Consider the following 25,043-nt stretch of genomic DNA (forward strand, 5'->3'; position numbering starts at 1 on the left):
CCTTTCCCATCTGTCGACGTTATTTGCGAATCCGAAATATCCCACTATCTGCGCGCCGAGTTGGCATACGCGGTCGGTAATCTTTACGCGACTGTAAGCTTTTTTCAGTCCTGCCCCTAAAGGATCGCTCGCGCGCGCCGTAATGCGTCATGCCAGCGCCTCGAAGGCGCCGGTTCCTTCCTTACCAGCTCTATTCGGAACCGAATCCATGCTTTCACGCTTATCAAGCCGCGCAAGCGTCGGCGTGCGCCTCGCCCTGCTATCGTGCGTGCTCGTCGCAGCCATATTTGCCGCCTTCACGTGGGCGATCACGCATTCGGCGGCGACGCAGGTCGGCCACCAGGTGCGCTCGCGCATTGCCGAAAAGGATCAGGCGGTCGCCTCGTCGATCTCGCTCATCAACGGCGCGCTCGAAACCGAAGTCGACCGCGCCATGCAGCTCTTCGAGAGCTTCCTGCCCGGCGCCTTCACGCTCGATCCCACGCAAACGGTCGACATTGGCGGCAAGGCCACGCCGGTCTTCAAGTCCGGCGACCACGTGCTGAACCTGGACTTCACGATCCCCGACCAGTTTCTCGCGCGCAGCGGCGAAATAGCCACCATTTTCGCGCGCAGCGGCGACGACTTCGTGCGCGTGACCACGTCGCTCAAGAAGCAGGACGGCTCGCGCGCGATCGGCACGCTCCTCGACCGCAAGGGCCCGGCGTATGGCCCGGTGATGGCCAACCGCACCTTTACCGGCCTCGCCCAGTTGTTCGGCAAGCAGTACATCACGCAGTACAAGCCGATTCTCGATGCGAGCGGCCACGTGATCGGTGCGCTGTTCGTCGGCGTGGACGTGGGCGCGCAGATCGATGCGCTCAAGAGCGAGATCGCCAAGCTCAAGATCGGCGAGAGCGGCTACTACTTCGTGATGGACGCTTCGAACGGCCCGACGCGCGGTACCTTCCTCGTCCACCCGAGCGCCGTCGGCAAACACTACGACGACGCCGACGCGCCCTGGTCGCGCATGCTCGAGGCGCGCGAAGGCACGCTCGACTACACCTCCGCCGACTCGACGCGCGGAGAAGGCGACGCGCGCGCGAAGTTCGTCTCGTTCGTGAGCGTGCCGCAGTGGCAATGGCTCGTGGGCGGCGTCGCCGTGCGCGACGAGATCATGGCCGAGGTGAACGCGACGCGCGACCGTTTCGCGGCCATCGGCCTCGTGCTGGTCGCGCTGTTCGCGGCGCTGTCGATCTACGCCGCGCGTCGCCTCGTTAGCCGGCCGCTCGACGCCGCCGCGCAAGCCGCCGGCCAGCTCGCCGCGGGCGACCTCACCGTGCGCATCGGCAGCGACAGCCGCAACGGCATCGGACACGGCAATGCATCGGAGACGCCGGGCACGGCGGGTGCCGACGAGATCGGCCGCCTCACGCGCGCCATCGACGGCATCGGCGTGGGGCTCGCGCAGATCGTCGCGCAGGTGCGCAGCGCCACGGCGCAGATGAGCGAGGACACTTCGCGCATTGCGCAAGGCAGCGGCGAGATCGCATCGCGCATCGCGAGCCAGGCGAGCAGCCTGGAGGAGACGGCGGCGAGCATGGAAGAGCTCACCTCGACCGTGCAGCAGAACGCCGATCACGCGACGCGCGCCAACACCGTGGTGACGAGCGCAGCCGAAGCCGCGCTCGACGGCGGGCGCGCCGTGAGCCGCGTCGTGGAAACGATGAACGACATCAGCCGCGCATCGCAGAAGATCGCCGAGATCACGGGCGTGATCGACGGCATCGCGTTCCAGACCAACATCCTCGCGCTCAACGCGGCCGTGGAAGCGGCACGTGCAGGCGAGCACGGCAAGGGCTTCGCGGTGGTCGCGAGCGAAGTGCGCGCGCTCGCGCAGCGCAGCGCGGCGGCCGCGAAGGAAATCTCGGCGCTGATCGCCGAATCGTCGTCGACGGTCGAGGCGGGCTACCGCATTGCCGGCGAAGCGAGTACGACGATGCGCGGCATCGTCTCGCGCGTGGATGAAGTGCGCTCGATCATCGGCGAGATCAGCGTGGCCTCGCGCGAACAGTCGGGCGGCATCGAGCAGGTCAATATCGCGGTTTCGCAGATCGGCGCGGCGACGCAGCAGAGCGCCGCGCTGGTGGGCGACGCCGAGCGCGCCGCCGCCGCGCTCAACGATCATGCGGCGGCGCTCGCCGAACTCGTCTCCGTGTTCAAGGTGCGCGAGTAAGGCACGTACGCTTCGGCGCGGTCTGTAACGCGGCTTAACGCGTTAAACCGCGCTCGAATGCGTCTGTCCCCAGCGCGCGCCGCGTCGGCGGAAATCGCAGAGCGCGGTTTCCACGGGATATGCTAGTTAGCGAACACACCCCCTTCTCCGGGGCAGATACCCTTGCGGGCACAAACGATAAGAAAATCGCAAGGGGAACGAGACATGCAGGGTACCCAGTCGGGTTCGAGATACGCCACGCTAGATGGTCTGCGCGGCGCTGCGGCGCTGCTTGTCGTCTTCGTACACTTTCCAATGCTGTGCCACGTTCATGCCATCAACCACGGCTATCTGGCGGTCGATCTCTTTTTCGCCATGAGCGGCTTTGTCATTGGGCGTGCTTACGATTTCAAGCTCGCGTCGGGCGCCTTGAGTTGCCGCCAATACACTCAGCTGCGACTGGTTCGCCTGTATCCGCTTTACTTCGCCGGCCTCGCGCTCGGTATCGTCTCAATGGCGCTGCGCCTTCCCGTATCGGACTGGGGCGCGATCGCTTCGGCCCTGCCGGCAAGCGTGCTGATGCTGCCGTCACACGTCGGCTTGCCTACGTTCTATCCCTGGCCGACGGTCTGGAATTATATTTACCCGCTCGACTTTCCGGCCTGGTCGCTCTTCTTCGAGTTGGTGGCGAGCATTGCCTACGGCGTGTTCTTTCGCGATCTAACGACGCGCACGCTCGTCGCTATCATGTGCGTGTCCGCCCTCTGTCTCGTGTACCTGGCCTGCACGTCCTCCATTAGCGGCGGAGTTGCGTGGGACACCTTCGATTCGGGCTTCGCCCGCCTTGGCTACGCCTTTCCCGCCGGCTTGCTGCTCTATAGATTCCGCCGCCCCGCCCGCGAGCGCAGACATCTTGCGGCGATCGCGGTCATCGTGCTGGTGATCGCACTGCTCTGCATGCCCTGGCCAGCAGCGCATCAAAACGCGATCGACGTGCTTCTCTCGCTGGTGGTTCTTCCTGGAATCGTCTGGGCGGCGTCCCGTGTAGAGCCACCGGCGCGCCTGCTGCCGCTATTCACGTTTTCCGGCCTTGTTTCCTACGGCATCTATGTTCTTCATGTGCCGCTCGGATTCATCGTGCAGGACCTCGTGTCGCGCATACACACACTGAGCCATCCGTCTCGGGTCATCGCCGCGGTGTTCGTGCCGGGCGTCGTGCTGCTTGCGTGGGCTGCCAATCGCTACTACGACGCGCCCGTGCGCCGGGCGCTGCTCGCTCACCTGGGCGCCCGGCACGCCGCGCGCCCCGTCGCTACCGCCACGGGAGAAGCGCGCGCGACTCGCTGAGCCGGCCGCGCACGCCGCCGCTCATTGCCCCTGCGGCTGGGCCACGGGCGGCGTGAAGCTCGCGCTCGCGCCCGGCGTGTCAGGGTCCGCCTCGTCCGGGGTCGGGGTCGGCGCGAGCGCCGGCGCCTGCGCCGGATATGAGGGCTGCGGAGCTTGCGCCGCCGGCGCGCTGGACGGCCCGATGATCGGCGGCAGGCCCATGATCGCGCGCGCGGCCGATTCCGCAGCCGCCGCCGAAGCGGCAGACGGTGCCGATGCCTCCGCAGGCGCCGCCGCCGAAGCCGCAGCCGGCACGGATGCAGGGGCCGGTGCGCTCACGCGCGGCGGCGGCGCATGCCGCGCCGGCGGGGCCGGGGGCGGCGCTTCGTGCTTGCCCAACAGCTTGACCATCCACGCCCGCAGGTTCTCGCGGAAGGTTTCGAACGCGCCCGGCTTCACCTCGGTGTTAAAGCGCGCACGCGGATCGACGAGGCGCGAGCGCAACGCACGCTGGAAGAAGTCGCCGACGATCGGCAACGCGCTGCGCGCTCCCTGCCCCCAGTAGTCGTCGAGCGTCACCCGGCCGTCGTCGAAGCCCACCCACGCGCCCGCCACGAGTTGCGGGTCCATCAGGATGAACCAGCCGTCGGTGTTGCCCTGGGTCGTCCCGGTCTTGCCCGCCACGTCGCCGCGAATGCCGAAGCGCGTGCGGATGGCCGAGCCCGTGCCGCGGTTCACGACGTCGCGCATCGTGTCGAGCAGCGTGCGGTCCGCCTCAGCCGAAAGCGCCCGCTCGGGCGAAGCGCTCTCGAACTGCGCGAGCACGTTGCCCTTGTGGTCCTCGATACTCGTAACCATGCGCGGTTCGAGGTACTCGCCGTCGTTGGCGATGGTGCTGTACGCGGAGACCATCTCCTTCAACGTGACCGGGCTCGTGCCGAGCGCGAGCGACGGCACCGGCTCGAGTTGGCTATCGCGCACGCCCATCGCGCGCGCGAGCCGCGCGACCTTGTCCGGGCCCACCGTCTGCATGAGCTGCGCGGTGATGCGGTTGCGCGAGAACGCGATCGCGTCGCGCAGCGTCATCGGGCGATTGCTCGGCGGCACGTCGTCGGTCGGCTTCCAGATTTCGCCGCCCGCCAGCGGAATCTCCACCGGCTGGTCGATGAACGTGTCGCTCGGCTTCGCGCCCGCCGCGTAGGCCGCGCCGTAGACGAACGGCTTGAACGTCGACCCCGGCTGACGGCGCGCCTGCTGCACGTGGTCGAACGGTTCGTCGGTGAAGTCGCGGCTGCCTACCCACGCCTTGATCTGCCCGTTGCGCGGGTCGATGGCGAGGAAGCCCGCCTCCACCGCGGTCTTGCTCTTGCAGAGGTTGCGCATGAAGGTGCGGTCGCGGGCGAGCTGCTTGAGCGCGTCGGCGTCGTTCGCACCGGCGTCGCGTGCGCTCTTGTAGTCCTGCGTTTCGCGCATGAACGTCGCGAACAGGTCGTTGCCGGCCACGCAGCCGTTGCGTCCGCTCCATGCGGCGTTGGCGACGCCCTGGAGCTGGTTCGTGTGCTGGCGCAGCGCGGCCGTTGCCATCTGCTGGAGGCGCGAATCGATCGTGGTGCGCACCACGAGGCCATCCGAATAGATGTTGTAGTCGTTGCGGTCGGCCCAGGAAATCAGCCACTTGCGCAGTTGCAGCGCGAAGTGCGGCGCGGGGCCGGGCGGCTCGGTCTGACGCTCGAAGTCGAGGCGCAGCGGCTTCTTCGAGAGCGTGGCGTACTGCGCCTCGCTGAGCTTGCCGTACTTCACCATCTGGCCGAGCACGGTGTTGCGCCGCGCGAGCGCGCGCTCGGGGTTGATCACCGGGTTGTAGTAGGCGTTGCCCTTGAGCATGCCGGTGAGCGTCGCGGCTTGCAGGATATCGAGCTGATCCGCCGAAACGCCGAAGTAGGTGCGCGCCGCCATCTCGATGCCGTAGGCGTTATAGAGGAACGGCACCGTATTCAGATACGTCTCGAGAATCTGCTGCTTGCTATACACCGCCTCGATCTTGAACGCCGTGATCGCTTCCTTGATCTTGCGCGTGAGCGTGGGTGCGCGGCCGATTTCATCGGGATAGAGATTACGCGCGAGTTGCTGCGTAATGGTCGAGCCTCCCTGGCGCTCGCCCGAGAACGTGTGCAGCGCCGCGCCCGCCGTGCGCTTGAAGTCGATGCCGTGGTGCTCGTAGAAGCGGTGATCCTCGGTGGAAATCAACGCATCGACCATGTGCGGCGAGATCTGCGCGAGCGGCACCCATTCGCGGTTCGAGGGCTTGAACTCGGCGAGCACCTTGCCGTCGGCGGACAGAATCTGGGCCGGTTCGTCCACCCGCGCCTTGCGGATGTCGCCAATGCTCGGCGTGAACGGAATCAGCACGAGCACGTAGAGCACGACGAGCGCCGGCAACGCGCCAATCGTCATGAGCACGCCGCGCTGCGTGGGATGCCGCAGATGATGGAGCGCACGCACCCCCAGCGGGCGAATAAACCCGCCCAGCCGCGCGGTGGCGGGCCTCAGGCGGGACAACGACATCGCGATTCGATCGCGGATCAACGGCACGTAACGCTTCACGCGGCAGGTAGGGTCGGCTGGCAAAGCGTGAATCGTACCAAACTCGCCGGTCGCCCTCGCCGGAAAAAAGCCCGCCGAGGCGGCGGGCCAATGACATACCTTGTAGCAGGCTGCGATCCACCGACTGCCTCGCAGTCCTGCTGCAACGATCCACCCATACAGCCACAGGATGGGGTTCTAGTCGACGCTTAGAAGCGGGTCAGCATGCCGACCGCGCCCATCACCTGATTGCTCGTCGCCGAGAAACCGCCGGCGTTGTACATCACTGCGACGTTGTTGCCGCCAATCGCGCGCTGGTACATCGCTTCACCGTACACTTCCGTGCGCTTCGACAGCGAGTAACGCGCAATCGCGTTGACCTGGTTCCACTTCGGATCGGAGCTGAAGTTCGACTTGCTCACACCGTTCAGATGACCGTCCGTGAAAGTATCCATGAGGCCGAGAGACAGCGCCGGCGTGAGTGCGTACTTGACGTTCAGTTCATAGTTGTCGAAGTGGGTTGAACCGCTCACCGGGTTCAGGCCGAACGCGGACGTGTTCTGATACTGGCTGTGCGTGTAGACGAAGTTGACCGCCGCCGGGCCGAACGTATAGCCGATGCCTGCACCGGCCGTGCGCTGCACATCCGCGGTCAGGTTGCCGCCGCCCGCGGTCGACTTGAACTCGCTCGGGTCAGCCGCAACGCTCTGGTTCACTGCTCCCGAAGGGTTGCTCGCTGCTGCCGAGCCGTTGATCTGGAGGTAGGCCGCTGCCAGTCGCAGCGGGCCGTTGTTGTAGCTCGCACCTGCGCTGTACGCACGATCGACGGCGAAGCTGGTGCTGTTGCTGAACGCGTACATGCCGCCGAATTTGAAGCCGGCGTAGTCGATACTCGAGAACTTCACCGAGTTGCTGAAGCGCACAGTATGTTGCAGGTTGTCGTTGTCGTACACGTGTGCGAAGCCCGCGTCGCCGAACGAGCCCGCCGTGCCGGACAGCGGCGCGACGAAGTCGACCATCGAGTCATACTGGCGGCCCATCGTGAGGGTGCCGTATTGATCGGTGCTTAGCCCGACAAACGCTTGACGACCGAACATGCGGCCACCCTGGCCGAGCGCGCCGTTGTTGACGTTGAAGCCGTTTTCGAGCACGAAGATAGCCTTGAGACCGCCGCCGAGATCTTCCGCACCGCGCAGGCCGAAGCGGCTGCCGCTGATATTGCCGCTTGCAAGTGCGACGCGGCCGCTACCGTGGCCGGGCAGGCCATTCTGAGTGGTGGCAACGTTGTTCGTATAGGCGATGCCCGCGTCGACCAGGCCGTAGAGGGTGACCGAGCTCTGCGCGTGGGCAGCGGACGCCGCAAACGCTGCGCAAACGGCAGCGGCAATGGAAACTTTCTTCATGGGATAGCCCGTGTTTGCTTGAGATGGAAGGAAACGCGGCGCTAGTTTAGAAGCGCAAAAGCCGGCCCGCTAAGAACGGTTTCTTCCTGGGATTGGCATAATTTTTCACAAAATTGCAGCAATTGCGCTGCGATGCGGCCTTGGGCGCGTGCGGCGAAATCAATAACGAGCCTTGATGTGTTGCTTGAGTTGCACGCCCGCAACAGCAATCCCTGGCCCAATGGGTGTAGCCAGTCACAGGCGGGTGAATTGCTCGCGTTCGATGCGCGCGTCACAACGCCAGCGAGAGCGCGATAGACACCCACACCGCGGCCGCACCGCAAAGAAAGGCACGGCGCGCCATCAGAAAGCGCGACTCGTCGTTGGGCTTCGCGGGCGAAGTGGCGAGCCAGGGCACGCTGCCGAGGCACGCGAAGCCCGCGAGCGCGATGCCGACGACCACCCGGTCGCCGATGCGCCAGGCCGAAGGCTCGTGCAGCCCCCAGTAGCCCAGCGCGATCAGGCCGATCGAAAACATCGTCGAGGCGGCAGAACTGAGCGCCACCACCGATCCCGTCGGAGATTGCATGGATTGCCTCCCTGTGCGCTTCGCGGTGTCGGGCCATTATCGGCGGGCGGGGCAGGACGCGGCAACGCCGCGACCCGTTCATCCCGAAGCGCACGCCCGCAGCGGCTTACGCGCTCGGCCGCACCATCTGGAACATCTCGCCGATCTGCGCGTAGTCGGCGCGATAGCCCGCGCGCATGACGGGCTGGGCAGCGTGCGTGTCGAACAGGCCGTCCTTCAAAAATTCCTCGCGAATGTGCACACCCACTACCTGCCCGAGCGCGAGCCAGTTGTCCATGGGCGCGCCATCGAGCGTGTTGAGCCGCACGACCTTCAGCAGCTTGCACTCGAGCGCGGCCGGCGACTCGGCCACGTGCGGCACCGACACGCTGCGGCCCGGCGCGGCCGTGAGGCCCGCGAGCGCGAATTCGTCGACGTCTGCGGCAACCGGCGCGGAGGTGCGGTTCATCTGCGGAGCCAGCGCCTTCGACGTGAGATTCCAGACGAATTCACCGGTCTCTTCGATGTTGCTGACGCTGTCCTTGCGGCCTTCGCTGCAGAACCCGATGATCGGCGGAAACGTGGCGAATGCGCCGAAGAAGCTGTAGGGCGCAAGATTGAGTACGCCGCTTTTCGCGCGGCTGGAGATCCAGCCGATCACGCGCGGCGCGACGATCGCCTTGAACGGATCGTGCGGCAGCCCATGACCTTGGGCGGGGTCGTAGAAGTAGGTATTGGACATGATGTGGCTCAGCGATTTCGAAGCGGCACCACTATGACACGAGCCGCGCGCGGCTGTCGTCACGCCAGGCGAAGCGGCTTCGGCTTGCAGCCGCCCCAGACGCAGCAAGGCCGGCTCTCTTGCGAGAGCCGGCCTTGCCTGAAGACCTGGCGGTCTGACCGGAGAAACGCGTTGGACGGCGCGCGCCGCCCGAAGCGCTTCAGCTTCGATCAGTCACGCGGCATGCCGAACGGCATGTAGTGCGAGCGGCGAACGCGCTCGGCTTCGCGGTGGCGCGCTTCGTACGAGTATTCCGAATCCATCGGCAGATACGGCGACGCGAAGAGGTCGCTTACCTTTTGGAACAGGGCAAAGATGAAGCTCATGGCGACTCCCAGTTAGGCTGCAATTCAGGGTTTTCCCTAAGACAGAACGGATTATAGGGTTTTCCCTAGGGCAACGCTAGTGCAGCGCAGCAAAAAAGCTGCGGCGTGCCGTCGCACGGGGTCGAGCGCGCTCGATGCGTTGCATCAATACAACGCATCGAGATTTCGGATATAGGCGATCGCGGCCCGAAGCGGGTCAGCGCGTGGTTTTCTGAGCGCTTTTCGCGTGAGGCGCATGCGTGGCATGCGCCGCTGCACGGTGCGCGGGGGCGGGCGATGCCTTGGCGGGCGCGGCCCGGGGCGACAGGCGTGCGGGGGCCGCCGCCGGGGTTTCCGCGGCAGCGGTAGCGGCAGCAGTCGCCGTGGCGGCAGCGGCGGTTTGCGCGGCAACGCGCTGAGCGAGGTCGTCGAGCGTGGCCTGCTGCTTCAGGATGAACTGCTCGAGGCGCGCCTCGTCGGCGCGGGATTCGTTTGCGAGGCTGTCGAGCCGCATCGACTGCGCGATCCCGAAACCGGCCGATGCGAGCACCGCCATCGTAGCGGCGGCGAGCACCCACTTCTGTTGCCGCGACGAGGCGAGCGCCATGCGGCGCTGCTCGGCGAGCGCGCCCTGGAGCGCGTCGAGGCGCGGCGTCAGCGCATCCGGCTCGGTGGCCGCCGGAGCCGCTTCGGACGCGAACCCAGTGGGTTCCACGCGCTCAGCAGGTTCTGCGGCAAACGACGGCTCGGCGACGGCTGCGCCAGCCGAGTCCCGCACCTCTGCGACGCCCGGCGCCGCCGTTTCGGCCACGGCAGGCGCCGCGGCACGTTTCGCCCGCGGCGGCCGGCGCGCAGTCGTTGCAGCCGCAACAGGGCTCGTCGCGCTGGCTTCGTCGACGGGCGCTGCCACCGCTTGACCCGACTCGGGGCTTTCGAAGCCGCTCAGCGTGCCCTGACGCACGGCGGCATCCACTTCGGCAACGGCGGCGAGTCCCTCGCCGGCAAGCGCGTGCGGACTATCGGATTCGACAGCAAGCGGGGATTCAGTCACGTCGGACGACGCAGATATCGGGCGGGGCTGCCACGGCGCGTTGCGTTCGGGATGCGAAGAGCTCAAGGATGCGGTGTCTGCGTAATCAGCCATGGGTCAGCGATGCGGTTCGCGTCGCGCGCGGGCCGGTCACGGCCGCTTGGCGACGTCCTCGTGTTCTGGTTCGAACGCGCATTGTCGCATGCCGGAACGCGCGGCCAGGGGGCTCTGCCCCGACATACCCAGCCGGCATCGACCCAACGTCCCGCGCAGGTCAACCCGGTGCGCTGTCGTGGGCGAGCGCGCTGCGCCGCCTGGAATGTCCCGCGAAGTTTGCGAATGCGTACAATCGCCGGCATCGATCTTTGAAGTGACGCGCTCCGCCGCACCTTTTCGCCATGAACACACCTACGAGCGCAGTGAGCCTGCGCGAGCATTTCGACCGCGTCGTCCTGCCGATGTGGCGCGGCCCGGGCTTCAATGCCGAACTGCGCCTGCCCTACGAGGCACTCGATGCGGCCGGCGCGACCCCGCTGCCTGTCACGCGCTACCGCGCGATGGCCTGCGCCCGCCAGCTCTTCGTTTTCTCCCAGGCCGGCGACGCCGCGCACGCGCAGACGCTCTTCGAAACGCTGCGCCACACTTTTCGGGACCCGCAGCACGGCGGATGGTTCTATAGCGTCGACGCAGCGGGCGCGCCGCTCGCCACCACCAAGGACCTCTACACGCACGCCTTCGTGGTGTTCGCAACCGCGGCCTACGGCCAGCGCTTCGGCGCGGCCGAGGCGCTCGACGTCGCACGCGATACGTCCTCGCTGATCGTCGACCGCTTCGCGGCCCGCGACGGCCTGCTCAACGCGGCGCACGACGCTTCCTTTGCGAGCGTCACCGGCGGCCCGCTGCAGAATCCGCTCATGCACCTCACCGAAGCCTGGCTCGCGGCGAGCGAGGCGACCGGCGACAGCGCGTTCGACACGGCGATCACGCGTCTCGTCGAGGCCCTCGCGCGCGGCTTCCTGCACGCGCCGACGGGCTGCATCGCCGAATTGCCGGTCGGCGCGGCGGACAACCGCCTCGAGCCCGGTCATCAGTTCGAATGGTTCTGGCTGGCAACGCGGGCGGGCGCCCGGCTGGGCGCGTCGGGACTGGACGAAGCGCTCGCGCGCGCCTTCGTCTTTGCACAGAAGCACGGCGTCGACCCGGAAACGGGAGCCGTGGCGGCCGCGCTCGACGAGCATGGCCAGGTGATTGATGCGACGCAGCGTATCTGGGCGCAAACGGAATACTTGCGCGCGCTCGCCACGCACGGCGACGCCGCGGTGCGCGCCGCGCTCGCGCCGCAGATCGGGCGCTTCGCGCCGCGCTTTCTCACGCCGCAGGGCTGGGTGGAATGCCGCAGCGCAAACGGTGACGTGGCGCGCGCGGACATGCCGTCCACGACGCCGTATCACCTCTTGACGGCCTACCAGGGCATGGGCGTCTGAGGCGCAACGAAGCAAAGCGCCGACGCGGGCGGGCGCGAGCCCGCCTGCCGGAGCGATAGAGCCACTCCGGCAGTTCAAGCCATTCAGGCCGCCAGCACCGCCGGCGAAATCTCGAACGCCGCCACGGCCTCGGAAAGCTGGTGCGTCTGCTGATGCAGCGAGGCCGCGGCAGCCGCGGCCTCTTCGACGAGCGCCGCGTTCTGCTGGGTCATCTGGTCCATCTGCGAGACGGCCTGATTCACCTGATCAATGCCCGTGCTCTGCTCGAGCGACGAGGCGCTGATCCCCGCCATCATCTGCGTGGCCCGCGAGATCGAGTTCGACACCTCGCGCATCGACTCGCCCGCGCGCTCCACCAGCTCCGAACCGCCGCGGATCTGCGACACCGACTCGCTGATCAGCGTCTTGATCTCCTTGGCCGACTGCGCGCTGCGCTGCGCGAGCCCGCGCACTTCGCCCGCCACGACCGCGAAACCGCGGCCCTGCTCGCCCGCGCGCGCCGCTTCCACGGCCGCGTTGAGCGCCAGAATGTTGGTCTGGAACGCGATGCCGTCTATCACGCCGATGATCTCCGCGATCTTGTCCGAGCTTTGCGCAATGCCGCGCATGCGCTCCACCACCTCGCCCACCACGGCGCCGCCGCGCGCGGTCGCGTCGAGCGCCGCCTCGGCCAGCGCGTTCGCCTCGCGCGCGTTCTCGGCCGTGTTGCGCACGGTGCCCGTCAGTTCCTCCATGCTCGCCGCCGTCTGCTCGAGCGACGCCGCCTGCGATTCGGTGCGCGCCGACAGATCGGCGTTGCCGGTGGCGATCTCGTCGGCGCCCACGTTGATCGAGCCCGCCGTTTCGCGCACGGTGTGGACCGTGCGCGCGAGGCTCGCCTGCATCAGCGCAAGGCCCTGGAACAGCCGGCCGATCTCGTTCTCGCCGCGCGCGGCGATACGCTCGTCGAGGCGCCCGCGCGCGATGCGCTCGAAATGGCGGCCCGCTTCCTCGAGCGGCGCCACCACGCCCCGGCGCAGCGCCAGGTGCACGCCGGTCGCGAGCGCGACCAGCAGCAGCAGGATGACGATGCCCACGCCCTGGAAGAGTGCGAGGCGCGAGTCGATCGAATCGAGCGACGCGCGGCTCGCCGCGGCGTTGAACTGCGTGAAAGCGTGCAGCTCCGCGAGATAGGCGTCTTGGTACGACTGCGTCGGCTGGTCGAGGAAGGCCTGCAGATTGTTGCCGTTGAGGTCGTCGATCAGTTCGCCGAGCGCCTTGCGGTACACCTGATAGCGCTCGCCGAGCGCGGCGACGCGCGCGCGATTGTCGTCGTTGATCGGCGGCACGGCCATGAGCGCCGCGAACGTGGTGTCGGCGGCGGCCAGTTGGTCGCGCGCGTGATTGACCATATCGGTCGGCACCGTTCCGCCGCGGACCATGCGCGTGCCCGCGCGCGAGAGATTGATACGGGCGTCCATCAACTGCTGGGTGATGACGTTGGCGGCGCTCGCCTGCCGCAACGCCACTTTCGAGAGGTCCGCCACGTCGTCGTGCGTGCGCGTAAGCGACCAGTAACCAAGTCCTGCGGTCACGAGCTGCAGTACACAGAACGCGACGAGGACACACAACAGGCCGGATGCGACCTTGATCTTGCTGAACATCGGGGACACCTGGGATGGCAGTGAATGAGTGAAACGCGAGCATGTGATCGCTCGGGTCCGCACTGCGTTTACGGCCACGCAAAGCCGGTTTTTGAGCCCTAAACCGTGAAAAAATGCCCCAAAATGCGCAACGGATCATTTCAGCAATGGTCGCGCGGCCATTCCCCGCATTTCTCGCAACAATAGAATGCCGGTTGGATCCGATTCACCTTGACTCGACGCTGAGGCTTCCTAGAGTGGTTAGGAAACCACTCGGGGATAGACCCAGGGAACGCGACGATGACAGATCTTGTGGACCGCGCACGCGGCGCTTTACACGCCCAACCGTTCAGCGTGCTGCTCGGAACGGAACTGACACACGTGGGCGCTGACGAGCTGACCCTGCGCCTGCCCGTACGCGACGACCTCAAGCAGCAGCACGGCTACGTGCATGGGGGGGTGATCAGCTATCTCGCCGACAACGCGCTGACCTTCGCCGGCGCGCTGGCGCTCGGGCCGCGGGTGGTGACCGGGGAATACAAGATCAACTATCTGCGCCCGGCGCTCAAGGGCACGCTGATGGCGCGCGCCCGTGTAGTGCACGCGGGGCGCCACCAGGCCACCTGCCAGTGCAGCGTGTACGTGATGGAAAACGGCGACGAAAAGCTCGTGGCGCTCGCGCAGGGGACGGTGAACCGGCTCGCGGAAGGCAACGGGCCGGAAGAGAAAAGTCCGGCGAACTGAGAAGCCCGCGCCGCAAAACAAAGCGCGCGAGGCGAAGCGGGTTTGCCCCGCCTCCCCTCGCGCGCTTTTTCGTGCCTCAAGCGCGCTTACTCTGCCGCGCGCGTTTTCTGCTGCTGCTCGCCCAGGCCCTCGATGCCAAGGCGCACCGTCTGACCCGCCTTCAGGAACACGGGATTCGGCTTCACGCCCATGCCCACGCCCGGCGGCGTGCCGGTGGAGATCACGTCGCCCGGCTGCAGGCTCATGCACTCCGAGAGATACGACACCAGCTTCGCGACCGTGAAGATCATCGTGCGCGTGCTGCCGTTCTGGTAGCGATGGCCGTCCACTTCGAGCCACATGGAGAGGTTCTGCGGATCGGCCACTTCGTCGCGCGTGACGAGCCACGGGCCGGTCGGGCCGAAGGTGTCGAAGCCCTTGCCCTTGTCCCACTGGCCGCCGCGCTCGATCTGCCATTCGCGCTCGGACACGTCGTTGATCACGCAGTAGCCCGCCACGTAGTTGAGCGCTTCGGCCTCGCTCACGTTCTTCGCATGCTTGCCGATCACCACGCCCAGCTCGACTTCCCAGTCGGTCTTCTTCGAGCCGCGCGGGATCTCTATGTCGTCGTTCGGGCCGACGATGGCGCTCGTCCACTTGTTGAAGACGACCGGCTCGCTCGGCACCGGCATGCCCGACTCGGCGGCGTGATCGGCATAGTTCAGGCCGATGCAGACCATCTTGCCGATGTGGCCCACGCAGGGCCCGATACGCGGATTGCCTTCGACGAGCGGCAGCGTTTCGGGGTCGATCGAGCGCAGTTGCGCGAGGCCGGCGTCCGAGAGCACGTCGCCCGCAATGTCGGCCACGTTGCCCGAGAGCGCGCGAATTCGGCCTTCGGCGTCGAGCAGGCCCGGTTTCTCGTGGCCCTTCGGGCCATAGCGAAGCAGTTTCATCGTCTGAGTTCCTCGTGTGTCTGTGCGTTGCAGTCGGTCAGAATCGCCTGGGGCGATGGTTCGGGCTAACTAGTTCGACCATCCGCCGTCGATCACATGTGCCTGGCCGGTCGTGAAGCCGGATTCGTCGGAGGCAAGGTAGAGCGCGAGCGCCGCGATTTCCTCGGGCTTGCCCACGCGCCCCATCGGCTGGCGCGCGACGAATGCGGCGCGCGCCGCGTCCACGCTCGTGCCCTGCGCCGCCGCCTGCGCGGCAATGCGCTCCTCTAGCGACGGCGACGACACCGTTCCCGGGCAGATCGCGTTGCAGCGGATGCCGCGCGTCACGAAGTCCGCGGCCACGGCCTTCGTCAACCCTATCACAGCGGCCTTCGAGGCGCCGTACACGAAGCGGTTGGGCACGCCCTTCACGCTCGAAGCCGCCGACGACATGTTGATGATCGACCCGCCGCCCTTCGCGAGCATGCCCGGCAGAAAGGCGCGGATGGTCCGGTACATCGCCTTCGCGTTCAGATCGAACGCGAAGTCCCAGTCTTCTTCGCTCGCTTCCAGGATCGAGCCCGCGTGCACAAAGCCCGCGCAGTTGAACAGCACGTCGATCGCGCCAAGTTCCTGCGCGAGCGAGGTGATGGCCGCGCCGTCGAGCACGTCGAGCTTGCGCGCCTCGACCGGCAGCGCCGCAAGTGCGTCGATACGCAGGTCAGTGGCGATCACGCGTGCGCCTTCGCGCGCGAACAGTTCGGCGGCCGCGTAGCCGATGCCCTGGCCCGCCGCGGTGATCAGGGCCGTTTTGCCGGCCAGTCTTTGTACCATCTGCCACTCCAGTTGGAAGCGCGGCACGGCGATACCCCGTATTGCAGCAGGCCCCCATGCCGCGATCGAGCGATGCAATCGCGGGAAGAAGTTGGGATGACGCAAACGGCCATTATGGCGACGCAGGCGCGCCTCGTGGCGTTCGGCGGACGTTTTCTAACCGGCTGGATGGTCCCCGAGCCCGGATTCAAGCCGATAGAAAGCCGCAGCGTTGCCGCCGAATATGGCGGCGCGCTCGTCTGCGGAAAGTGCTTGTGTAAGCTGTTGCGCGCTCGCGTGCCAGCGTGCGTAGTCGCCATTCAGGTTCAGCACCGGCCAGTCGCTACCCCACATGAGGCGTTGCGGCCCGAACGCGGCAAGCAGATGCCCGACCCACGGCGCCAGCGTAGCGTCGTCCCAGCCGGGCGCGGCTTCCGTCGCGAGCCCCGACAGCTTGCAGTGCACGTGCGCAAACTTCGCGAAGCGCGTGATGGCCTGCGCCCACGCGGCAAAACCGCTCTCGCCGCCTGCGGCGATCGGCGGCTTCGCGCCGTGATCGACCACCACGCGCAGCGTTGGATGCCGCGCGAGGAACGTCGCGAGCGCATCCGCGTGACGCGTGAACACGAGCGCGTCGAAAGCGAGATCGTGCGCGATGAGCGCTTGCACGCCGCGCGCGGTATCGGCTTTCGCGATCCAGTCGTCGTCGGGCAGGTCCTGCAGCATGGGGCGCACGCCGCGCAACTTCGGCTCGCGCGCGAGTTCGGCGATCAGCGTGGCGACGTGGGGGTCGTCCAGCGGCACCCAGCCCACCACGCCCGCAATCGACGGCTCATTGCGCGCAAGATCGAGCAGCCAGCGCGTTTCTTCGACGGTCGGCGCGGCCTGCACGACCACCGTGCGCGCCACGCCGCACGACGCGCGCAGCGGCGCGAGATCGGCGGGTCCGAACGCGCGATACAGCGCGGTCATCGAAGGCGTGAGCCAGCCGTAATCGCCGCGCGCGGGGTCCCAATAGTGCTGATGGGCGTCGATCCGTTCGATCGTAGAGATCGTAGTCATGGCTCAGGCCTGCGGCAGCGGTGCGCGCGGGTCGAGGAGACCCTTGTCGCGCAGCGCGAGCCACAATTCGCGGGGCAAATTCGTCTCGAACGAGGCGACGTTCTCGCGCACCTCCTGCGGGCTGCGTGCGCCGTTGAGCACCGTCGCCACGGCCGGGTGCGCATACGGAAACTGCAGCGCCGCCGCCGCGAGCGGCGCGTCGTAGGTCCGGCAGATCGTATCGAGCCGCGCCACGCGCTCGACCACGTCCTGCGGCGCATCGGCATAGTTGAACTTGAGTTCGCCGAGCAGCCCGTGCGCGAGAATGCCCGAATTGAACGCGCCGCCTAACAGAATGCTCACGCCCTTCTTCTCGCACTCGGGCAGCAGGTCGTCGAGCGGCGTCTGTTCGAGCAGCGTATAGCGGCCCGCCAGCAACGCGCAGTCGATGTCGAACTCCCGCATCGCCTCGCTTATCACTTCGCGCTCGTTCACGCCGAAGCCGATCGCCTTGATCACGCCCGCCTGGCGCAGTTCGTCGAGCGCCTGGAAACCGCTGTCGCTCAATTGCCGCCAGTAGTGCTCGTTGCGCTCGCCGTGCGTGTAGCGGCCGATGTCGTGCACGAGCAGGATATCGATATCGACGAGACCGAGCCGCTGCTGGCTGTCCTCGAACGAACGCAGAATGCCGTCGCGCGTGTAGTCGAAGATCGCTTCGAAGGGCAGCGGGTTTTGCCAGCCTTCGCTGCCGTCGTACGGGTGCGTGCGCGGCACGAAATGGCGGCCCACTTTCGTGGAAATCACGTACTCGTTGCGCGGATAGCGCCGCAGCGCCGCGCCCAGCCGGTGCTCGGCCTTGGTATGGCCGTAGTGCGGCGCGGTATCGAAAAAGCGGATGCCGGCTTCCCACGCGGCGTCGACGGTGGCTTGCGCCTCTTCTTCGGACAGGTCGCGATACAGGCCGCCGAGCGGCGCGGTGCCTAGACCCAATGCGCTGACTTCGAGCGCCGTGCGGCCGATACGGCGCCTGCGCGCCACCCTGGGATGCTGTTCTTGCGCCATCGCTCGTCTCCTCCTGGATATGGTTGTTTCCACAACGAAATCATCCGACTGCGCGGTTCAGTTCGCGGCTTCGACGATCGGCACGCGCGCACTGGCGGGCAGGCATGCGGGGCCGACGGGCTCGAAGCTCTTGTACGTGAGAATGAACTCCTGGTGCCCGAGCGTTTCCGACTTCGAACGCTCGCCGCCCGCTACCGCCAGCGTGCGCTCGAACACTTCGCGCCCCACTTCGTCGAGCGTCGCGCGCCCTTCGAGAATGCGGCCCGCGTCCACGTCCATGTCGCCGGCGAGGTTGCGGTAGGTCAGGGGGTTCGCGCACACCTTGATGACCGGCGCGAGCGCCGAGCCCACCACCGACCCGCGCCCCGTCGTGAACAGGATCACGTGCGCGCCGCAGGCGATCAGCTCCGCGATTTCCGCATTGTCGCTGATATTCGGAAAGCCGAAGCGCGGTTCGCCATCGGGCACCACGTCGAGCAGATAGAGACCGCCCGTGGGCGGCACGTCGCCCGGCTTCACGATGCCCACGATCGGCGAGGCGCCGCTTTTCGCATACGCGCCGAGCGACTTCTCCTCCTGCGTGGTGAGGCCGCCGTCGGCGTTGCCGACCGCGAACGAACCGTGGCCGAGAATCGAGTAATAGCGCGCCGCCTTCGCCACGCACGCGACGATCTCCTCGCCCAGTTCGGGTCTTGCCGCGCGAGTCTTCATGTGGAATTCGCAGCCCACCAGCTCGCCGGTCTCCTCGAAAATGCAGGCGGAACCCGCTGCGATCAACTGATCGAAGGCGCGGCCCACAGCCGGGTTGGCGGTGATGCCGCTCGTGCCGTCCGAGCCGCCGCAAATCGTGCCGACCACGAGTTCGTCGAGGCGCATCGGCACCTTCTGTTCGGCGGCGAGTTGCGCACGCGCTTCGCGCACCCAGTCGAGACCGTACTGGATCGTGCTGCGCGTGCCGCCCTTTTCCTGGATCGTCAGGACCTCTACCGGACGGCCGCTCGCGCGCACCTGTTCCACGAGATAGTGCTTGTTCATGCTCTCGCAGCCGAGCGAGACGAACAACACCGCGCCCACGTTCGGATGGGTGGTGAGCTGCTTCATCATCTTCTCGGCGTAGCTGTTCGGGTAGCAGCCCGGAAAACCGATCAGATGCACCGGCGGCTCTTTTGGCTCATGCAGCGCGTGCGGATCGTCGAAGACGCCAAAGGGCTCGCGGAACTGCGCAACGATTTCCTGCGCCACATGGTGCGCGCATTCCACGAGATAGGCCACCGCAACCACGTTGCGTATGCCCTTGCGGCCGTCGTTGCGCAGCCAGCCTTCGAGCATCGGCGTGGCGGCCGGTGAAGCGGTGACGTTGCTATCGCTCATAACTTGAATCCTGCTCGCGGCGCGTGCCGCATCATGGTGGCGTTACTTGTGCGGCACGAACTCGTGCCCCGCGTCGTGCGTATAGGTCGGCAAGTAATCGCTTTCCAGGTTGTGCGTGTGCAGATGCGCGCCGCGCGCCACCGGCTCGTTCACGTGGCCGATGCGCGCGCCGTAGCGCAGCACCTTTTCATCTTTCGCGAGCGCGCGGCGCGCCACTTTGTGGCCGAGTTCGATCGTCTTCTCGAGCGTCACGCGCTCGCCTTCTATCTCCACCGTCTCGCCCTCTGCCAGCCGCGCCGCCGCGATCAGGCAGTTGTCCTCGGGCGCGAGCAGAATCAGGCGGGCGTCGGTATGGGGTGCGTTGCCGTTCACAGATAGTCTCCGCTTTTAGTTCTGTGCCTCGCCGCCCGCGAGCCGCGCCACCATCAGCGAGCCGAGGATAATCGCCCCGTAGATCGCCTGAATCCAGAACGAGGGCACCTGGGCGAGCGTGAGCAGGTTCTGCACCACGCCGAGCAGCAGCACGCCCGACAGCGCGCCGAGCATCGTGCCCTTGCCGCCGTCGAGCGAAATACCGCCGATCACGGCCGCCGCGAACACCGTGAAGATCATGCCGTTGCCCTGATTCGCATTGATCGCGCCCACGTAGCCGGTGACGATCAAGCCGCCAATCGCGGCAAGCACGCTGCCGAGCACGAACACGCCCCATGTGATGCGCTCCACGCGGATGCCGGCGGCGCGCGCCGCGTCGGGATTGCCGCCGATCGCGTAGAGCGCGCGGCCCACGCGGTGATAGCGCAGCATGAACGCGGCGATCGCGAACGCGGCAGCGGCGAGCCACACGGACACCGGCAGTCCGAGCACGATGGTGGTGGCGAGCGCGAAGAACGACGAGGGCATGTCGAAGAGCGTGCCGCCTTTGGTCGCGCCCACCAGCATGCCGCGCAGCACGATCAGCATCGCCAGCGTGACGATGAAGGCGTTCAGGCGCAGCCGCACCACGAGAAAGCCGTTGATGAAGCCGATCAGCGCGCCCACCGCCACGATGGCGGCGAGCCCCGCAAATGCAGGCCATTGCAGGCCGAAGCCCGCCGAAGCGGCCGGCATAACGAACATCGCGCCAACGGCGGGCGCAATACCCACCGTGGATTCGAGCGAAAGATCGAACTTGCCCGTGAGCACGATGAGCGATTCGGCGAGCACTACGAGCGCGAGCGCAGCGGAAGCCCCGAGCACGCTGATGAGATTCGCACGCGTGAGAAAGCTCGGGCTCACGAACCCGCCGATCACGAGCAGCAGCATCAGCGCGGGCAGCAGCGCGAAATCGCGCAGGCGCGCCAGCCGGATGCGCGGACGCGCCCGGCGAGCGCTTGCGGCCGCATCGGCCTGCGCCGCCGCGAACGCGGGCGTCGAAACACTATTCTTCATGGAGATCGACTCCTTCAATCGATGCGATCAATTCGTGGTCCTGCCATCCGGCCGCCATTTCGGCGATCACCTCGCCGCGAAACATCACGAGCACGCGGTCGCAGGTGCGCAAGTCGTCGAGTTCGCTCGACACCACGAGCACAGCCTTGCCTTCGTCGCGCACGCGGTCCACGACCGAGAGCAGCGCTTCCTTCGACTTCACGTCCACGCCGGCCGTGGGGTCGATCAGCACGAGAACGTCAGGATTGCTTGCCAACGCGCGCGCCATCACCACCTTCTGCTGGTTGCCGCCCGACAGCCCCGACACCACATGATCCGGGCCTTGCGCGACGATGCCGAGCGCTTCGATCATGCGCTTGCCGAATGCGTGCTTCTTCGCCGGGGGGGCGAAACCGAAGCGCCCCAGCAAGCCCGCAATCGTCATGGAAGCGTTCTCGGCCACCGACTGCGTGAGCACGAGCCCTTCGTGATGGCGATCCTTCGGCACGCAGCCCACGCCGCTCGCGAGCGCCGCGGGCACGTCGCCGGGCGTGAGCGGCGCGCCTTTCACGCGGATCTCGCCCGCGCGCTGCGCCGTGAGTCCCGCAATCGCCTCGCCCACGCTCGTGCGGCCGCTGCTCGTCGCGCCCGTGAGGCCCACCACTTCGCCGCGCTTGAGCGTGAACGACACGTCGTGATAGTCATGCCCCGTGAGGCCGCGCACTTCGAGCGCGAGCGGCGCGTTGGCGGGCAGCGCCGCGCGCGCCGCCGCGTCGGCGACATTCAGGCCGCCGCGCTCGCCCGTCATGGCTTCGATGAGCCGCTCGCGCGGCAATTCGGCCACGCTCGCGCTCACGATGTGCCGCGCGTCGCGCAGCACCGTGACGGTCTGGCAAATCTCGTACACCTCCTGCAAATGGTGCGAGATGAACAGGAACGTCACGCCTTCGCGCTGCAATTCGTCGATCCGCCGGAAGAGGCGCTTGATTTCTTCGCCGTCGAGCTGCGCGGTCGGTTCGTCGAGGATGATGAAACGCGCGCCGTACGAAAGCGCCCGTGCGATCTCCACGAGCTGGCGCGCCTCCACCGAGAGGTCGCCCGCGCGCGCGTCCTCGCGCACGTCGATGCGCCAGTGGTCGAGCAGCGCACGCGCGTCGCGGCGCATGGTGGGCCAGTCGATCACCCCGCGCCGCCTGGGCTGGCGATTGATGAAGAGGTTCTCCGCAACCGTGAGATCGCGAATGATGGTCGAATGCTGATACACGCAGGCCACGCGCTCGCGCCAGGCGTCGCGGTCGGCGAGCGTGGGCGCGCTCTCGCCGTTCAAGCGCACGCTGCCTTCGTCGGGCTTGCGCAGGCCGGTGAGAATCGAAACGAGCGTGGACTTGCCCGCGCCGTTACGGCCCACGAGCGCGTGCGATTCGCCGGCCATCACGCGCAGACTCACGTCGGCGAGCGCCGCGGTGGAGCCGTATCGCTTCGTCACGCCGCTCGCCTCGACCACCGGCAAGCGGGCTCGCATGGCCGCCTCTCGGCTACCCACCGATACCGCGCCGCCCCACGGCGGCGCGGTATCCGCCACGGCCCGATCGCTGGTTCGATCGTTCATTTGACGGTGTTGCCCCACAGGGTCTTCTCGTCGACGTTTTGCTTCGTCACGAGCGGCGCCGGCAACTGGTCTTCGAGAATGCCGGACTGCAGCTGGACGATGGTGCTGTCGTGGTCGGTCTTGCCCGGCTTGAACGTCTTGCCCTCCAGCGCGGCCTTGATGTAGTAGAGGCCGTACTTCGCATAAAGGTCGGCGGGCTGCGATACGGTCGCATCGATCTCGCCCTTGCGGATTGCTTCGAACTCCTGCGGAATGCCGTCATTGGAAACGATCACGATGTGCTTCGGATCGCCGGCGGGCAAAAGCAACTGCTTGCGGCGCAGCGTTTGCAGCGTGGGCGAGAGATACACGCCGCCCGCCTGCATGTAGATGCCCTTCACGTCCGGGTTCGCGGTGAGCAGGCTGTCCAGTGCGCTCGCCGCCACGTCGCCCTTCCAGCCAGCCGGAATTTCGAGCAGCGACAGATTCGGATAATTCTTCAGGCACGCGCGGAACGCTTCAGAACGGTCGCGGCCATTCACCGAGGCGAGGTCGCCCATGATCTGCACGACCTTGCCCGACTTCACGTGCTCGCCGATGTACTTGCAGGCCTGCTCGCCGTACGCGCGATTGTCGGCGCGCACGACCATCGCCACGCTACCCTGGGTGGGCGCGACGTCCACAGCCACGACCTTCACGTCTTTCTGCGCGGCGTTGCCCAGCGCGCGGCTGATCGCCGCCGAATCGATCGGCCCGACCACGATGCCCTTCGCGCCCAGATTGATCATGTTGTTCATGTCCGTGATCTGCTGGGCGGGATCGTTGTTCGAGTTCACGGGCGCGAGGATGTCGATGCCGTCCTGCTTCGCATACGCGCCGAGATAGTTGTTGTACGACTGCCAGAACGGCGAGGTGAGGAGCGGCAGGCCGAGGCCGACCTTGCCGAGTTCGGCTGCGTTACTTGCAGCCGACGCACCGAACGCCGCAGCACAGGCCGCGGCGACGCACAGCGTCCTGGTGGCGGCGCGGGGGAACGCGCCGCGCGTTTGATGAATTCCGGTGGAGCGGCGGGCCTTCGAGAGCCCGGATGCGAACGCCATGTGTGTCTCCTGTCGACGCGCCTCGCACGCCGATGCTGTCGTTGATGAATCGCATGTGTTTGCCGCGCCCATGTGGAATGCTCGAAGCGCCGGCGACCCGTTGCAACTGCCTCTTCCCTGCCTGACGACGCTGGCGTTTGTTCACCAGTGAACGTATTATTCATATACGCACATCACAAGGTCAAGCGATGTGCAGTGCAGCATGGGTCCGTAATTTCCCTGGGGCGAGCGAATGGAAAAGAACACGAAGAAGAGTCAGATGGACAACGTGCCCGAGGAAGCCGACGAGAAAGACGATGCCGATCGCTATCGCGCGCCCGCGCTGGACAAGGGGCTCGACATCCTCGAACTGCTTGCGGAGCAGCGCGCCGGGCTCACGCGCGCGGAGATCACGAAGGCGCTGGGGCGCAACGCGAGCGAGATCTACCGCATGCTCGAGCGGCTGGTCGCGCGGCAATACGTCATCCGATCGGAAGGCGGCGACCGCTATGCGCTGAGCCTGAAACTCTTCGCGCTCGCCCACCGTCACCCGCCCATGGAGCGCCTGATCTCGGAAGCGCTGCCGCTCATGCAGCGCTTCGCCGACGAAGCCGAGCAGTCCTGCCATCTCACCGTGTACGACCGCGGCAACCTGCTCGTGATCGCGCAGGTGGACGGGCCGGGCACATGGGGCATCGCAGTGCGGCTGGGTTCGCGCGTGGGTCTCGTCGACACGAGTTCGGGCCGCACGCTCCTCGCCTGGCAAACGCCGGAGCAGCGCGCGCACATGCTCGCGGAGCATACGAAGGTGAAGGGCGAGGTAACGATCGACCACGCGGCGCTCGAAGCCGCGTGCGAGCAGGTGCGCGAGGCGGGCTTCTCGCGTAAGGACAGCCAGCAGATTTTCGGCGTGACGGACGTGACGTTTCCGGTGCTCGGGCCGTCGGGGCAGGCGATCGCGGCGCTCACCTGCCCGTTCCTCAAGCGCATCGACGACTACGTCGCGCCCTCGCTCGATGAGGCGACGCGAATGCTGAGCGCGACCGTGCAAACCTTGTCGATGTTTCGCGAGGACAGCGCGGCCTGACGCGCAGTCGTGCTCAAGCTGGCCACGCAAAACGGTTAGAATGGCGGCCCTCTCAAAAAACCTGTGCGCCTTGCATGGCGAACGCGCATTCGAAACCCCGTACTCCAAACCCATGGCGAAACTCCTGACCGATCAAGAATTCCAGCGCTTTTCCGAGCTTCAGCAGAAACAGGCGAGCTTCACGATCTCGGCCGACGAAGCCGACGAGTTGCGCGATATCGTCGCGCGCGCGCAGAAAAAGCGCGACGACCGCGCCGACGCGATGAAGACCGTCGAAACCGCCATCGCGCAATTCGAGATCGCTCCCGAGGAGCTTTTCACGGCCGAGCAGATCGCCGAAGCCGCGCGCAATTTCGGCCTGATTCCGGCCACGCGCAAGGAGCGCGTGCTGCCGCCTTCGCTGACCTTCAACGGCAAGACGCACCAGTGGACCACGCGCGCGCTGCCCGAGGAAATCCGCGCGCCGCTGTTCGAGGCGTTCCAGGGCGGCCAGTCGGTGAAGGCGTTCATCGCCACGCCCAAGGACGCCGCGCGCTGCGCTGCGACCATCGCGCGGCTGGAGAAGGAAACCGGCGCGCAGTACGGCGAGTCGTGGCTCGAAGAGCTCGCACTCACGCGCGGCCAGATCGACGACGCGCTCGCGAAGCTGGCCGCCTAAGCGG

Annotated in this window: 22 protein-coding genes; 6 read left to right on the forward strand and 16 right to left on the reverse strand. The window is 66.7% G+C overall.

Annotation, left to right across the window (positions count from 1 at the left end):
* Positions 1-208: 208 nt before the first annotated feature.
* Positions 209-2,215, forward strand: a complete 2,007-nt coding sequence (locus tag M3I53_RS31660) for a methyl-accepting chemotaxis protein (protein WP_254319761.1) — start codon at positions 209-211, stop codon at positions 2,213-2,215.
* A 204-nt stretch (positions 2,216-2,419) separates the two neighbouring features.
* Positions 2,420-3,541: an acyltransferase gene (locus tag M3I53_RS31665; RefSeq protein ID WP_254319762.1), complete on the forward strand. Its 1,122-nt coding sequence runs from the start codon at positions 2,420-2,422 to the stop codon at positions 3,539-3,541.
* Positions 3,542-3,562: 21 nt separating this feature from the next.
* On the opposite strand, the gene M3I53_RS31670 is transcribed toward M3I53_RS31665, so the two are convergent.
* The 6 genes from M3I53_RS31670 to M3I53_RS31695 form a co-directional block, all read right to left on the reverse strand.
* Positions 3,563-6,085, reverse strand: a complete 2,523-nt coding sequence (locus tag M3I53_RS31670) for a penicillin-binding protein 1A (RefSeq protein WP_254319763.1) — start codon at positions 6,083-6,085, stop codon at positions 3,563-3,565.
* 227 nt (positions 6,086-6,312) lie between these two features.
* A complete protein-coding gene (locus M3I53_RS31675) occupies positions 6,313-7,506 on the reverse strand; it encodes a porin (protein WP_254319764.1) in 1,194 nt (397 codons plus the stop codon).
* 271 nt (positions 7,507-7,777) lie between these two features.
* Positions 7,778-8,074 carry a hypothetical protein gene (locus M3I53_RS31680; protein WP_254319765.1) on the reverse strand — a complete coding sequence of 99 codons (297 nt, stop codon included), beginning with the start codon at positions 8,072-8,074 and terminating at the stop codon, positions 7,778-7,780.
* Positions 8,075-8,180: 106 nt separating this feature from the next.
* Positions 8,181-8,795 carry a flavin reductase family protein gene (locus tag M3I53_RS31685; protein WP_254319766.1) on the reverse strand — a complete coding sequence of 205 codons (615 nt, stop codon included), beginning with the start codon at positions 8,793-8,795 and terminating at the stop codon, positions 8,181-8,183.
* 209 nt (positions 8,796-9,004) lie between these two features.
* Positions 9,005-9,160 (reverse strand): hypothetical protein, encoded by a 156-nt coding sequence (locus M3I53_RS31690; RefSeq protein ID WP_165822904.1) that lies wholly within the window; start codon positions 9,158-9,160, stop codon positions 9,005-9,007.
* 196 nt (positions 9,161-9,356) lie between these two features.
* On the reverse strand, positions 9,357-10,190 hold the full coding sequence (locus tag M3I53_RS31695) for a hypothetical protein (protein WP_254319767.1): 834 nt from the start codon (positions 10,188-10,190) through the stop codon (positions 9,357-9,359).
* A gap of 377 nt (positions 10,191-10,567) precedes the next feature.
* On the opposite strand from M3I53_RS31695, the gene M3I53_RS31700 reads away from it, so the two are divergent.
* Complete coding sequence (locus M3I53_RS31700) at positions 10,568-11,653, forward strand: AGE family epimerase/isomerase (RefSeq protein WP_254319768.1); 1,086 nt, start codon at positions 10,568-10,570, stop codon at positions 11,651-11,653.
* 83 nt (positions 11,654-11,736) lie between these two features.
* Here the strand turns inward: M3I53_RS31700 and M3I53_RS31705 are convergent, their stop codons facing one another.
* Positions 11,737-13,296 carry a methyl-accepting chemotaxis protein gene (locus M3I53_RS31705; RefSeq protein ID WP_254319769.1) on the reverse strand — a complete coding sequence of 520 codons (1,560 nt, stop codon included), beginning with the start codon at positions 13,294-13,296 and terminating at the stop codon, positions 11,737-11,739.
* Between the two features lie 279 nt (positions 13,297-13,575).
* On the opposite strand from M3I53_RS31705, the gene M3I53_RS31710 reads away from it, so the two are divergent.
* Positions 13,576-14,019, forward strand: a complete 444-nt coding sequence (locus tag M3I53_RS31710) for a PaaI family thioesterase (RefSeq protein ID WP_254319770.1) — start codon at positions 13,576-13,578, stop codon at positions 14,017-14,019.
* Between the two features lie 86 nt (positions 14,020-14,105).
* Here M3I53_RS31710 and M3I53_RS31715 read toward each other — a convergent pair whose 3' ends face one another.
* From M3I53_RS31715 to M3I53_RS31755, 9 genes are all read right to left on the reverse strand, one after another.
* Positions 14,106-14,954 (reverse strand): ureidoglycolate lyase, encoded by an 849-nt coding sequence (locus tag M3I53_RS31715; protein ID WP_254319771.1) that lies wholly within the window; start codon positions 14,952-14,954, stop codon positions 14,106-14,108.
* A gap of 69 nt (positions 14,955-15,023) precedes the next feature.
* Positions 15,024-15,767: an SDR family oxidoreductase gene (locus M3I53_RS31720; protein ID WP_254319772.1), complete on the reverse strand. Its 744-nt coding sequence runs from the start codon at positions 15,765-15,767 to the stop codon at positions 15,024-15,026.
* 156 nt (positions 15,768-15,923) lie between these two features.
* Positions 15,924-16,808: an amidohydrolase gene (locus M3I53_RS31725; protein WP_254319773.1), complete on the reverse strand. Its 885-nt coding sequence runs from the start codon at positions 16,806-16,808 to the stop codon at positions 15,924-15,926.
* A 3-nt stretch (positions 16,809-16,811) separates the two neighbouring features.
* Positions 16,812-17,849, reverse strand: a complete 1,038-nt coding sequence (locus tag M3I53_RS31730; protein ID WP_254319774.1) for an aldo/keto reductase — start codon at positions 17,847-17,849, stop codon at positions 16,812-16,814.
* A 57-nt stretch (positions 17,850-17,906) separates the two neighbouring features.
* Positions 17,907-19,220: a UxaA family hydrolase gene (locus M3I53_RS31735; protein ID WP_254319775.1), complete on the reverse strand. Its 1,314-nt coding sequence runs from the start codon at positions 19,218-19,220 to the stop codon at positions 17,907-17,909.
* A 42-nt stretch (positions 19,221-19,262) separates the two neighbouring features.
* On the reverse strand, positions 19,263-19,592 hold the full coding sequence (locus tag M3I53_RS31740; protein WP_254319776.1) for a UxaA family hydrolase: 330 nt from the start codon (positions 19,590-19,592) through the stop codon (positions 19,263-19,265).
* A gap of 15 nt (positions 19,593-19,607) precedes the next feature.
* Entirely contained in the window at positions 19,608-20,648 is a 1,041-nt protein-coding gene (locus M3I53_RS31745; RefSeq protein WP_254319777.1) for an ABC transporter permease, read from the reverse strand.
* Complete coding sequence (locus M3I53_RS31750; RefSeq protein WP_254319788.1) at positions 20,638-22,149, reverse strand: sugar ABC transporter ATP-binding protein; 1,512 nt, start codon at positions 22,147-22,149, stop codon at positions 20,638-20,640. Before M3I53_RS31750 ends, M3I53_RS31745 begins: the two co-directional genes overlap by 11 nt.
* A gap of 83 nt (positions 22,150-22,232) precedes the next feature.
* On the reverse strand, positions 22,233-23,315 hold the full coding sequence (locus M3I53_RS31755) for a sugar ABC transporter substrate-binding protein (protein WP_254319778.1): 1,083 nt from the start codon (positions 23,313-23,315) through the stop codon (positions 22,233-22,235).
* A gap of 232 nt (positions 23,316-23,547) precedes the next feature.
* Between M3I53_RS31755 and M3I53_RS31760 the strand changes: the two genes are divergently transcribed.
* Together M3I53_RS31760 and M3I53_RS31765 are read left to right on the forward strand one after the other, a co-directional pair.
* Positions 23,548-24,381, forward strand: coding sequence for an IclR family transcriptional regulator (locus M3I53_RS31760; RefSeq protein WP_254319779.1), 834 nt, complete (start codon positions 23,548-23,550; stop codon positions 24,379-24,381).
* Between the two features lie 112 nt (positions 24,382-24,493).
* Entirely contained in the window at positions 24,494-25,039 is a 546-nt protein-coding gene (locus M3I53_RS31765) for a hypothetical protein (RefSeq protein ID WP_254319780.1), read from the forward strand.
* The last annotated feature ends 4 nt before the right edge of the window (positions 25,040-25,043 follow it).

It is taken from the genome of Paraburkholderia sp. CNPSo 3272 (genome assembly GCF_024206495.1).
In the GTDB taxonomy this organism is placed as follows: domain Bacteria; phylum Pseudomonadota; class Gammaproteobacteria; order Burkholderiales; family Burkholderiaceae; genus Paraburkholderia.